We start from the raw sequence: 12399 nt of genomic DNA on the forward strand, positions 1-12399 counted from the left end.
GATAAATAAAGAAAGGGTGGTCAATTATGAAAGTAACTCGTCATGGTAGTGAAATGGATACAGTTGGGGAAGCACCAAAAGTAGGGGAAGTTTTTCCTACAGTTAATGCGTACGATGAAAATGATCAAGTTGTAACATTACCTAAAAGTACAGGTAAAAAATTAGTATTAAGTGTTGTTCCAAGTATTACGACAAGTGTTTGCAGTATAGAAACAAAACGTTTTAATATGGAAGCAGATAATTTTAGAGATATCGAATTTATTACCGTATCTGATGATTCAAAAGAAGATCAAAAAAATTGGTGTGCCGCTGAGGGTGTAAACAATTTACAATTGCTTCATGCAGATAAGGGGAATTTTGCGAAAGTTACTGGATTAGATGTTCCGGAATTTGGTCATATGGCTCGAATGGTTTTCATTTTAGATGAAACTGGACATGTTATTTATGAAGAACTGGTTACGGAAATCTCAAATGAGCCAGACTACGCTAAACTACTTGAAGAATTAAAAAAATAAAATATTGACGATTTTCAGAATAAACGCTAAAATGTGACTACAGACAAAGAATGAGAACACCAGTCATTTCAGAGATAAAATGCTAGGCTGAAACATTTTAATTAGACATTATGGTGGTAGCTCAGGAGTCGTTATTCTGAAATTAAGTAGGAATAACCGGACATTATTGTTCGTTAAAAAGTAATTAAGAGGGGTTAAAACCCAATTTAGGTGGTACCACGGCACTGTCGTCCTAAAACAGAAATGTTTTTTGATGACGGTGTTTTTTTATGCCTAAAATAAAATTGATAGATGAAAAGGAGAACTCATGACAAAAGAAGTTGAATTATCAACAAAATATGATCCAAGTCAGGTTGAACCTGGCCGTTATGAAGAATGGTTGAAAAAAGATTTATTTAAACCTAATGCTAATCCAGAAGCAAAACCTTATTCAATCGTTATTCCACCGCCTAATGTTACTGGTAAATTACATTTAGGCCATGCTTGGGATACAACATTACAAGATATTTTAATTAGACAAAAAAGAATGCAAGGCTTTGATACGCTTTGGTTACCAGGAATGGACCATGCTGGAATTGCAACACAAGCAAAGGTTGAAGCTAAACTAGCTGAACAAGGTGTGACGCGTTATGATTTAGGCCGTGAGAAATTTGTACAACAAGTTTGGGATTGGAAAGATGAATACGCTGATGTTATTCATAAGCAATGGGCTAAAATGGGATTATCACTCGATTATAGTCGTGAACGTTTCACATTAGATGACGGCTTGTCAGATGCCGTAAAAAAAGTCTTTGTTAATTTATATAATAAAGGATTAATCTATCGTGGCGAATACATTATTAATTGGGATCCTAAAGCAAGAACCGCTTTATCAGATATTGAAGTCATTCATCAAGATGATGAAGGTGCTTTTTATCATGTTAAATATCCATTCGCTGATGGTTCTGGATTTATTGAAATAGCGACAACACGTCCAGAAACGATGATGGGCGATGTCGCTGTTGCTGTTCACCCTGATGATGATCGTTACAAAGATATTGTTGGTAAAAAAGTCATTCTACCACTTGTTAACAAAGAAATTCCTATTATTACAGATCATTATGTTGATATGGCATTTGGGACAGGGATGGTTAAAATAACACCTGCTCATGATCCTAATGACTTTGAAGTAGGTAATCGCCATGACTTACCTCGTATTAATACAATGAATGAAGATGCAACAATGAACGAAAATGCTGGTAAATATGTTGGCATGGACCGTTTTGAAGCACGTAAAGCAATTGTTAAAGATCTTGAAGCTGAGGACTTAATGATTAAGATTGATCCAATTACACATAGTGTTGGTCATTCTGAAAGAACTGGCGTTCAAGTTGAGGCCCGTTTATCAACACAATGGTTTGTTAAAATGAAACCACTCGCAGAAGAAGCTTTGAAATTCCAACAAGGGGATGACAAAGTTGGATTCGTCCCAGAACGATTTGAAAATACATTTACACAGTGGATGGAAAATGTTCATGATTGGGTTATTTCACGTCAATTATGGTGGGGACATCAAATCCCAGCTTGGTATCATAAAGAAACTGGCGAAATGTACGTTGGTGAGGTTGCACCAACTGATATCGAAAATTGGGAACAAGATAATGATGTCTTAGATACGTGGTTTTCAAGTGCTTTATGGCCATTTTCAACAATGGGTTGGCCAAATACTGATGCACCTGATTTTAAACGTTATTTCCCAACTAATACGCTTGTCACAGGATATGATATTATCTTCTTCTGGGTATCACGAATGATTTTCCAAAGCTTAGAATTTACAGATGAACGTCCATTTGAACACGTTTTGATTCATGGATTAATTCGTGATGAGAATGGCCGTAAAATGAGTAAATCACTTGGTAATGGGATTGATCCAATGGACGTTATTCAAAAGTATGGAGCAGATGCACTTCGTTGGTTCCTATCTAATGGATCTGCACCAGGACAAGATGTTCGTTTTAGTTACACTAAAATGGATGCTTCTTGGAACTTTATTAATAAAATTTGGAATGCTAGTCGATTTGTTATTATGAATTTAGATGGTGTGGATAAAATTGAATTACCAGCTAAATCAGAATGGCAGCTTGCTGACAAATGGATATTAAGCCGATTAAATACAACTGTTTCTGAAGTTACACGCTTATTTGATGTCTTTGAATTTGGTGAAGCTGGTCGTGCTCTATACAATTTCATCTGGAATGACTTCTGTGATTGGTATATTGAAATGAGTAAAGAAAATCTTAATGGTGAAGATCTGACAGTTAAGCAAAATACACAACAAATTTTGGCTTATGTTTTAGATCAAACATTGAAATTGCTTCATCCAATTATTCCATTTGTAACTGAAGAACTTTGGTTAACAATGCCTCATGAAGGGGAATCAATTGTTGTTGCAGATTACCCAGTGGTTCATCCAGAATTTGAAGATGAACAATCAGTTATTGATATGAACAATTTAATTGAATTAATTCGTGCTGTTAGAAATAATCGTGCAGAAGTAAATGCACCTATGTCCAGTGCAGTTGATTTATTGATTAAAACAACTGATGAAAAAACAAAGATTATTTTTGAAGACAATCAAGAATTTATTCAACGATTCTGTCATCCTAAGGAACTTCAAATCAGTTCAAATGTTGTTGCTCCTAAGCTAGCAATGACGTCTGTAATTACGGGAGCAGAGATTTATATGCCACTTGCTGAACTAATTGATTTGAATGACGAAATTGTTCGTTTGGAAAAAGAAGTTAAAAAACTTGATGTTGAAGTTGTGCGTGGAACTAAAAAATTAGGCAATGAAAAGTTTGTTGCTAGTGCACCTGAGGCAGTAGTTACAAAAGAAAAAGAAAAATTAGCAGATTACCAAATTAAATTAACAGCAACTAAGGAAAGAATTTCTGATTTAAAAGCAGAAGTTTAATCTAACAAAATAGACTTATTTCGGGTACAATATACCTGAGATAAGTCTATTTTTTTTAGAAAGCGGGACGGAAAATTGATCACAACTTACGAAGAGGCACTCAATTTTATTCATGGGCGAACAAAATTTAAAAAAAGTCCATCTTTGAATAGAATGCGAGCATTTATGGAACGCTTAGATAACCCACAAGGTAATATCGCGATGATTCATGTTGCTGGAACGAATGGAAAGGGCTCAACAGTTGCATTTTTACGTGAATTATTAATTGCACAAGGGTTGAATGTAGGAACTTATACTTCACCATTCATTGTTAAATTTAATGAACGTATTTCCTTAAATGGACAGATGATTGATGATACCGCCCTTTTACATTTAGTAAATGTCGTGAAACCAGTTGTTGATCGAATGGATATTGAACTAGCCGATTTTGAGGGGGGACCAACTGAATTCGAAATTATTACTGCAATGATGTTTGTATACTTTGGCAGCATAAATCCTGTAGATATTGTAGTTGTTGAAACGGGCTTAGGCGGGAAGTATGATTCAACTAATATTATTGATCCAATTATTTCAGTTATTACAACAATTGGTCTAGATCATATGAAAATATTAGGTAATACAATTGAAAAGATAGCGCAACAAAAAGCAGGTATCATTAAACGTAATCGGCCTATTATCGTTGGTAGAGTAACTGATGAAGTCTTTAGCGTGATTAATAATGAGGCTAAATTAAAAAATAGTCCTATTTTTCGATTAGGAGTGGATTTTAATGCTAAATCTGAGGGAACAAAATCATCATGGGAAGAAATTTTAACGTATACGTCGAATAAATTGAATATTAAACAACTTTCTGTGCCATTATTAGGTGAATTTCAAGATGAAAATGCAGCAACAGCAATTGCTACTTTTGAGAAGGTTGCTGAAATTCAGGGATGGGCCATTAGTCCTAAATCAATTAGGCAAGGTATTTCAGAGACACGATGGCCAGGACGTTTTGAAAAAGTAAATGATGAACCGTTAGTTATTTTAGACGGTGCGCACAATAGCGCAGCAGTGGATCGGATTACGCAGTTGCTTAAAACGCATTTTCAAGATAAAGAAATCACAATTATTTTTGCAGTACTAGCGGATAAGCAAGGCAAACAAATGCTGGAAAAATTAGCTGCAGTTCCTCATGTACGAGTTATACTAACTCAATTTTCAGGGCCACGTCTAGTAAGCAAAATAGATGATTTCAACGTTAATAAGTTTGATAATGTCTCCATTCAAGAAAGTTGGAAAGAGGCATTAGTTCAAAGTGTTGGCGAAATGTCTTCTGATGATTTATTACTTGTGACAGGATCGTTGTACTTTATTTCGGAGGTTCGTAGTTATTTTGTATCAGAATAATTTAAATAAGTGAATTTCTCGTATTTAATAAAAAATAGGAGGAATCACCATGTCACTTATTTCTAGTTGCTCAAATGAATATCTACTGGAACAAATCCAAAAGTATCAATGTGATAATTTATCAGATAAAGAGCTTTTGACGGTTGTTTTTAGTTTATTATTAACGAACCCTAATGATGTTGGAAAGTGTGTTAATAATTTTTCTTCACGTTACCAATCTTTAAGCCAACTAAAAAAATGTTGTTTAAAAGATTATCAGTTATTGATGGATGGGAATAATCAGTCTACAGCATTACAATTACAAGCTATTGTTACACTGGGAACACGAATCAACAGTGAACCTCATTTTATTTGTGGACAAATCTGTTCAAGTCATGATGCTGGGGTTAGAATGGTTGCTGAGTTAGGTGGATTAAACCAAGAGTTTTTAATTGGATTATTCTTGGATACAAAAAATCAAATTGTAAAACAAGAGACATTGTTCATTGGAACTTTGAATTCAGCAACGGTCCATCCAAGAGATATTTTTGCAGTTGCATTAAAATATGGTGCAGCTAAAATTATATTGGTCCATAATCATCCGAGTGGGCATGTGACACCATCTAAGAATGATATTATTTTCTCTAAAAGAGTTGAAAAATGTGGTATTCTTATGGGAATTGAGCTGTTAGATCATATTATTTCGGGTAATACTAAATATCTTAGTATGAAAGAAGAGGGCGTCCTTTGATTATCAAGGGTGCTCTCTTGTTCTATGAAATTAGATATGATAAACTTAATAAGATTATGGATTCAAAATTAATTACCTTATAATAATTTAAGATAAACTTAATAAAAATTAGTAAATATTGAATGAAATCTCACTTTTGATTATGATATAATGTAAATACTACGAATAAAAGCGCCTAGAAGGCTGACGATGAAGGGAAGAAAGACTGTGTTTGGATTTGGAACAAAGAATATAGGAATTGATTTAGGAACAGCTAATACAATCGTGTATGTTGAGGGAAAAGGTATTGTTTTACGTGAACCTTCAGTCGTCGCTAAAAATGTTAAAACTGATGAAATTGTTTCTGTTGGAGAAGATGCTCGTGCAATGATCGGTCGTACACCAAGTAGCATTGTGGCTATTCGCCCAATGAAAGACGGTGTAATTGCTGATTATGACACAACAGTTGCTATGATGAAATATTACATTCAAAAAGCTTTAGGTAAATCTGCAGGTAAACCTTATGTAATGGTATGTGTTCCTAGTGGCGTTACAGAAGTTGAAAAACGTGCCGTTATTGATGCAACTCGTGTTGCCGGTGCGCGTGACGCCTACGTTATTGAAGAACCATTTGCTGCAGCAGTCGGCGCTGGATTACCAGTGATGGATCCAACGGGTAATATGGTTGTTGATATCGGTGGTGGAACAACAGATGTTGCTACAATTTCATTAGGTGGTATTGTTTCAAGCCGTTCTATCAGAATGGCTGGCGATAAATTGGATGAATCAATTGTGTCATATATTCGTCAAAACTTTAATTTATTGATTGGTGAAAGAACAGCTGAACAATTAAAAATGGACGTTGCATCTGCATCAGTTAAAGATGCTGCATCAATTGAAGATACAACTATCAGAGGACGTGATTTGATTACGGGTCTTCCTAAAACAGTTACTGTAAAAGCAACTGATATTGCAGTTGCTATTCAAGAATCTATTGCTGAAATCATTACTGCTATTAAGGAAACATTGGAAGAAACTTCTCCAGAAATTGCTGCTGATGTGATTGACCATGGTATTGTATTAACAGGTGGTGGTGCATTATTAAAAAACCTATCAGAAGTTATTTCTGAAGTTACAAAAGTGCCTGTTTTTATTGCTAATGAACCACTCGACTGTGTTGCAATTGGTACAGGTGAATCATTAAAAAGTATCGACGTCATGAAGAAAAGATAGATTTTAAAAATCACATAAGCTAAAAATGAAGAGGTTGGTGGTTTATTTATCCAGCCTCTTAATTTTTTAGTTAATTATAAGGTAAGTGGAGGATAGCGAACATGCAGAAATTTTTTTCAAATAGAAGACTAATCATCATTTTAATAGCCATTATTGTGAGTTTTAGTTTAATTTCATTTTCAGTTTCCGTTAGAAATAAAAAATCAACACCACCGCTCATTCAAGAATTTGGTAATGATGTTGTTGGTCTATTTGATAGAGCAGTTAGTTATCCTGCAAATGGCTTAAAAAGTTCAGTTATTGGTATTTCTGATCTTTTAAATACATATCAAGAAAATCAAAAATTAAAAAAACAAGTTGATAAATTAGCACAAGTTCAAGTGGAATCAGACACTGTTAAAAATGAGAATAAACAGCTGAAAAAGGAATTAAAATTGGACAGTACATTGACTGATTATACTTCAATTAATGCATCTGTTTTAACGCGATTACCTTCTGGTTGGCTAAATCAACTTGTGATAAGTAAAGGTAGTGCGTCTGGTGTTAAAAAGAACGCACCAGTGATGGCTGGTTCTGGATTGATTGGTCGTGTTATAGAAGTTAATAAAACAAATAGTAAAGTTGAATTAATATCGACTACTAATGATTCTGCTAATAGATTTGCAGTTCAAGTAAATAATTCAAACGATGATATTATTAATGGTTTAATTACTGACTATGATAAAACAGATAATTTATTAATTATGGGTCAAATTACTTCTAAGAAAGCCTTGAAAAAAGGTGATTCTGTTGTCACATCTGGTCTTGGAGGCACAACACCAAAGGGTTTAAATGTTGGTGTTGTGTCTAAAGTTGAGCAAGGTGATTATGGACTTGCTTCTAAAATTTATATCAAACCTGCAGTTGATTTGAGTGACCTAACGGTTGTAACAGTTGCTCAGACGTTGGATTAGAAGGTGAGATTAGATGAGAAATAAAAATAGACAGTATATTTTTCCGTTAGGACTTATTATTTCCTTTTTTTTGGATGGTACAATACAATTTGTTTTTATGGAACAGTTACAATCACAAACGACTATCATGGTTAGTCACCTGTTGTTGTTATGGTTGATAATGGGTATCTTTTACTCAGATAATAAGCATCTTGAATTATGGGCGTTTGGTGTTGGTCTAGCATTTGATAGTTATTATGCCGGTATTTTGGGTATTTATATGATTTTGTTACCATTAATTGTTTATTTAACTAAAATAGCATATCAATATTTCGAACCATCTTTTATTGTGATATTACTCATTTATTTTATTGATTTGGCAGTTTTAGAAGTTTCGTATTATGCAGTCAATGAGATGATTGGATTTGCTAATGAATCTGTAACAACATTCGTTAGTACTTCGTTTGGACCAACTTTAGCTTTTAATCTGGTGGTATTTATTATTTTGTACTATCCAATATCAAAATTAATGAATTTAAGTAACCGATATAATTAAAATTCAGGGGTGAACGTAGATGCAAGGTGTTATTTTAAAAGGTTATAAAGATGGTTATGAAATTATTCTTAAACAGGATTTCGGATTTGATAAAATTTTGGTTGAACTTAGAGAATTATTTAATAATTTAAGTGCTGAAAAAAAGAATGCTGATGAAACGGTTATTTCGTTTGATATTAAAACAGAAAATCGATTGTTTTCAGCAGATGAAAAGCAAAAAATCGAAAAAATTATTTCTGAATACCGTAATTTTAAAGTACACAAAATCGAATCTGAAGTAATGACCATAGAAGATGCTAATATTTTAAAAGAAAATGACAACGTTCATTTATGCTATCTAACAATTCGAAGTGGACAAATAGTTGATTTAAAAGGTGATATTTTATTTTTAGGTAAATTACATCAGGGTGGTCAATTACGAGCTGCTGGTAATATTTTTGTTATGGGTGAAGTTCAAGGTGTCATTCATGCTGGATTTAACAATAATACAGATAGCATTATTGTGGGCGATGTTTCAGCTGCTTCACAAGTACGAATTGGTGAATTAGTTGATATTATAGATGATGAAAAAGTAACAAACAGTCAAGATACTGTAATCTATGTTAATGATTTACATATTATAGATTATGGCAATCGAGATGAATTAAAGTCACTTCGACCAAAATTATTTAATCATGCTGGAGGATATTAAAGATGGGAAAAGCAATTGTTGTAACATCTGGTAAAGGTGGTGTTGGTAAAACAACATCATCTGCAAATATTGGAACTGCATTAGCACTTCTTGAAAAAAAGGTTGTTCTAATGGATTTAGATATTGGTTTGCGTAATTTAGACGTTGTTTTAGGTCTTGATAACCGTATCTTATTTGATATTGTAGACGTAGCTGAGGGTCGTGCACGGTTACACCAAGCACTCATTAAAGATAAGAGATTTAACGAATATTTATACTTATTACCTGCTGCACAAAATACTGATAAATCAGCATTAGTTCCTGAACAAGTAAAAGCAATTGTTGATGAATTAAAAGAAGAGTTTGACTATGTTATTATTGATTGCCCAGCTGGAATTGAGCAAGGTTTTATGAATGCTATTGCTGGTGCAGATATGGCTATTATTGTAACAACGCCTGAAATTTCTGCGGTTCGTGATGCAGATCGCGTGGTAGGTTTATTAGAGCAAAATCCATTATTACAACAACCAAAATTAATTATTAATCGTATCCGTCGTCAAATGATGGAAGATGGTCAAGCAATGGATGTTGATGAGATTACACGTCATTTGTCTATTGATTTATTAGGAATTATTGTTGATGACGATGCTGTTATTAGTACATCAAATCATGGTGAACCAATTGTTTTAGATTCTAAAAATCCAGCTGGATTAGGTTATCGTAATGTAGCACGTCGACTACTAGGGGAAACAGTGCCCTTGATGACAATAAAACAGCCTCAAAAAGGTTTTTGGAAAAAAATGGGTTCATGGTTTAAGAAAGACTAATTCTTGACAATGTTAATGACAGTATGCTAAATTATTATCAATTAAGAAAAACGTTGAACAGAAGATTAAGGCTTAAACAAACTTTTAAAGAGAGTATCGATTGCTGAAAAGATACAGTTCTTAAGTCTGAAACACATCTGCGAGTTGATTTCCTAAACTAGTTAATTAGGGAAGTCCGGGATAAGCCCGTTATAGCTGTAGTTTAATAAACTCGTTAAGATTAAATTTGTGAGAATTTAATGATGTTTGAGGTGGTACCGCGATTCGTCGCCCTCTATAGTCAATAATGACTATAGAGTTTTTTTATACTCATTTTTATTAATCTACATAAGTTATTTTTCGTGAGAAAAATATGAATTTGAGGTGGCACCACGGCTATCGTCCTCTTGAGTCAATTTGATTTGGCTTGAGAGGATTTTTTTATTTAACTAAAGGGAGATAATGTAATGACTTATATATTAGAAATTTTGCCATCATTAATAGATGGTGCTAAATTAACGTTAGAAATATTTTTTTGGACGATCATTGGATCGATTCCACTTGGTTTAATTGTCGGATTAGGATTAATTTCAAAAATAAAACCAATTAAGTATTTTTTGAATTTTTATGTTTGGTTAATGCGAGGAACACCACTGCTACTACAATTAATTTTTGTGTTTTATGGACTACCAACACTACAACAGTTCCATATTCATATTGTATTCGGTCGATACGATGCGGCATTATTTGCATTTATTTTGAATTATGGTGCGTATTTTGCTGAAATATTTAGGGGTGGATTGCAATCGATTCCTAAAGGTCAATATGAAAGTGCAAAGGTATTGCGTCTATCATATTGGCAAACTATTAGGACAATTATTATTCCACAAGTGTTCAAGATCGTTTTACCTTCAATTGGAAATGAAATTATTAATTTAGTTAAAGATTCAAGTTTAGTATATGTTATTGGGTTAGGCGATTTATTAAGAGCCGGTAACGTAGCGACGAGTCGTGATGTAACACTCGTCCCACTATTGATGGTTGGGGCAATCTATCTGTTATTAACAGCTATATTTACACTTGTCTTGAAGAAAATTGAAAAACATTATAGTTATTACAAATAAGGAGTAATTCTATGCTAGAGTTAAAAAATATTAAAAAGTATTATGGAAAACGATTAATTTTAGATGATATTAATTTAACAGTTAATGATGGTGAAATTGTTAGTATTGTTGGTCCATCTGGTGGTGGAAAAACGACTTTATTGAGATGTATTAGTGGGTTAGAATCAATTGATTCTGGAGATATTCTAATTGATGCCTCACCATTTGATCCATATCGTAATAATACGAACGAAAGTGTTATTGGGGTAGTATTCCAGGAATTTCAATTATTCCCTCATCTTTCAGTGTTAGATAATATAACGTTAGCTCCAAAATTAGTTTTAAATCGTAATAAAGTCCAGGCCGAGGAAGAAGCACAAAAATTATTAGATCGCTTATCTCTCGGAAATAAAGGGCATTTATATCCTTACCAACTTTCAGGTGGGCAGAAACAACGAGTTGCAATTGCACGTGCATTAGCGATGAATCCTAAAATCTTGTGTTATGATGAACCAACTTCAGCACTTGATCCAGCACTACGCCAGGAAGTAGAGAATTTAATATTATCGTTGAAAGTAGACGGAATGACTCAAATAATAGTGACACATGATGTACCATTTGCTGAAAATATTGCGGATAAATTATTAAAAGTTAAGCCGCTAGAAGATTAGAGGATAATAAATGAATCAATTAGAAAAAAAAATTGTTTTTACAATATTATTTATGATGATGTTTATAGGATTAGCTGGCTGTAGCAATAGTAGCCAATCAATGAATTCGGTTGATAGTTGGAAATCAATTCAAAAAAAGGGTACCGTTGTTATCGGAATTGATGATAGTTTTGTGCCAATGACATTCAGACAAAAAGATGGTAGTTTAGTAGGATATGATGTTGATTTAGCAAAAAAAGTTTTTGAAAAATATGATATTCAAGTTGATTTCCAAACAATTGATTGGTCTATGAAAGAAACGGAATTAAAAAATGGGACAATTGATTTAATCTGGAATGGGTATACAAAAACAACTGCACGTGCTAAGAATGTTGCTTTCAGTCGTACATATTTAACGAACAAGCAAGTATTAGTAACAAAAAAATCAAGTGAAATTAATTCTTTTTCTGATATGAAACAAAAAATTTTAGGTGTTCAAAGTGGTTCAGCTGGATTTGATAGCTTAAATTTGCATCCAGATATTTTAAAAGATAATATTAAAGATAAAGAACCTGTTCAATATGATTCATTTGATAATGCTTTTATCGATTTAAATGCAGATAGAATTCAAGGACTTTTAATTGATGATGTCTATGCGAACTACTTTATTAAGCATCAGTCGAATTCAAATGCATATAACGTGATAAATGGTAATTTTAAAACTGAAGATTTTGCGGTAGGTATGCGAAAATCTGATACAACAATGCAATTAAAAATTAATAGGGCAATAACAGAGTTGCAAAACAAAGGTTATCTAAAAGAATTAAATCAAAAATGGTTTGGTGAAAATAATAATATTCAAAATAATTAATTTTGGAGGGAC

General features: G+C 33.2%; 12 protein-coding genes and 2 other annotated features. All 12 genes read left to right on the top strand.

Going from position 1 to position 12399, the window contains the following annotated elements:
• Positions 1-26 precede the first annotated feature (26 nt).
• The 12 genes from tpx to AC1RPH_RS05515 all read left to right on the top strand — a co-directional run bounded on the left by tpx (position 27) and on the right by AC1RPH_RS05515 (position 12387).
• Positions 27-515, top strand: a complete 489-nt coding sequence (tpx, locus tag AC1RPH_RS05460; protein WP_481761667.1) for a thiol peroxidase — start codon at positions 27-29, stop codon at positions 513-515.
• 37 nt (positions 516-552) lie between these two features.
• Positions 553-753 (top strand) — a binding site (T-box leader).
• A gap of 69 nt (positions 754-822) precedes the next feature.
• Positions 823-3468 (top strand): valine--tRNA ligase, encoded by a 2646-nt coding sequence (locus AC1RPH_RS05465; RefSeq protein ID WP_481761668.1) that lies wholly within the window; start codon positions 823-825, stop codon positions 3466-3468.
• A 75-nt stretch (positions 3469-3543) separates the two neighbouring features.
• Complete coding sequence (locus AC1RPH_RS05470) at positions 3544-4857, top strand: bifunctional folylpolyglutamate synthase/dihydrofolate synthase (protein ID WP_481761669.1); 1314 nt, start codon at positions 3544-3546, stop codon at positions 4855-4857.
• Positions 4858-4906: 49 nt separating this feature from the next.
• On the top strand, positions 4907-5587 hold the full coding sequence (gene radC, locus AC1RPH_RS05475; RefSeq protein ID WP_481761670.1) for a RadC family protein: 681 nt from the start codon (positions 4907-4909) through the stop codon (positions 5585-5587).
• Positions 5588-5794: 207 nt separating this feature from the next.
• A complete protein-coding gene (locus AC1RPH_RS05480; RefSeq protein WP_409022785.1) occupies positions 5795-6799 on the top strand; it encodes a rod shape-determining protein in 1005 nt (334 codons plus the stop codon).
• Between the two features lie 101 nt (positions 6800-6900).
• The gene (mreC, locus tag AC1RPH_RS05485; RefSeq protein ID WP_481761671.1) at positions 6901-7752 is read left to right on the top strand and encodes a rod shape-determining protein MreC; all 852 of its coding nucleotides are present in this window, start codon (positions 6901-6903) and stop codon (positions 7750-7752) included.
• A 13-nt stretch (positions 7753-7765) separates the two neighbouring features.
• Positions 7766-8287: a rod shape-determining protein MreD gene (gene mreD, locus AC1RPH_RS05490; RefSeq protein WP_409022351.1), complete on the top strand. Its 522-nt coding sequence runs from the start codon at positions 7766-7768 to the stop codon at positions 8285-8287.
• Positions 8288-8306: 19 nt separating this feature from the next.
• A complete protein-coding gene (locus AC1RPH_RS05495) occupies positions 8307-8978 on the top strand; it encodes a septum site-determining protein MinC (protein ID WP_409022352.1) in 672 nt (223 codons plus the stop codon).
• 2 nt (positions 8979-8980) lie between these two features.
• Positions 8981-9784, top strand: a complete 804-nt coding sequence (gene minD / locus AC1RPH_RS05500; protein WP_409022353.1) for a septum site-determining protein MinD — start codon at positions 8981-8983, stop codon at positions 9782-9784.
• Between the two features lie 44 nt (positions 9785-9828).
• Positions 9829-10062, top strand: a binding site (T-box leader).
• A gap of 168 nt (positions 10063-10230) precedes the next feature.
• Positions 10231-10887 carry an amino acid ABC transporter permease gene (locus AC1RPH_RS05505; protein WP_409022354.1) on the top strand — a complete coding sequence of 219 codons (657 nt, stop codon included), beginning with the start codon at positions 10231-10233 and terminating at the stop codon, positions 10885-10887.
• Between the two features lie 11 nt (positions 10888-10898).
• Positions 10899-11537 (top strand): amino acid ABC transporter ATP-binding protein, encoded by a 639-nt coding sequence (locus AC1RPH_RS05510; protein WP_409022355.1) that lies wholly within the window; start codon positions 10899-10901, stop codon positions 11535-11537.
• A 10-nt stretch (positions 11538-11547) separates the two neighbouring features.
• The gene (locus AC1RPH_RS05515) at positions 11548-12387 is read left to right on the top strand and encodes an amino acid ABC transporter substrate-binding protein (protein ID WP_481761672.1); all 840 of its coding nucleotides are present in this window, start codon (positions 11548-11550) and stop codon (positions 12385-12387) included.
• Positions 12388-12399 lie beyond the last annotated feature (12 nt).

The organism is Dellaglioa sp. CoH-57-MRSF-16, assembly GCF_056782055.1.

Coding starts and splice junctions, on each gene's coding strand:
- AC1RPH_RS05505 (WP_409022354.1), top strand. CDS start 10,231: ATGACTTATATATTAGAAATTTTGCCATCATTAATAGATGGTGCTAAA.
- minD (WP_409022353.1), top strand. CDS start 8,981: ATGGGAAAAGCAATTGTTGTAACATCTGGTAAAGGTGGTGTTGGTAAA.
- mreD (WP_409022351.1), top strand. CDS start 7,766: ATGAGAAATAAAAATAGACAGTATATTTTTCCGTTAGGACTTATTATT.
- AC1RPH_RS05465 (WP_481761668.1), top strand. CDS start 823: ATGACAAAAGAAGTTGAATTATCAACAAAATATGATCCAAGTCAGGTT.
- AC1RPH_RS05515 (WP_481761672.1), top strand. CDS start 11,548: ATGAATCAATTAGAAAAAAAAATTGTTTTTACAATATTATTTATGATG.
- mreC (WP_481761671.1), top strand. CDS start 6,901: ATGCAGAAATTTTTTTCAAATAGAAGACTAATCATCATTTTAATAGCC.
- AC1RPH_RS05510 (WP_409022355.1), top strand. CDS start 10,899: ATGCTAGAGTTAAAAAATATTAAAAAGTATTATGGAAAACGATTAATT.
- tpx (WP_481761667.1), top strand. CDS start 27: ATGAAAGTAACTCGTCATGGTAGTGAAATGGATACAGTTGGGGAAGCA.
- AC1RPH_RS05495 (WP_409022352.1), top strand. CDS start 8,307: ATGCAAGGTGTTATTTTAAAAGGTTATAAAGATGGTTATGAAATTATT.
- radC (WP_481761670.1), top strand. CDS start 4,907: ATGTCACTTATTTCTAGTTGCTCAAATGAATATCTACTGGAACAAATC.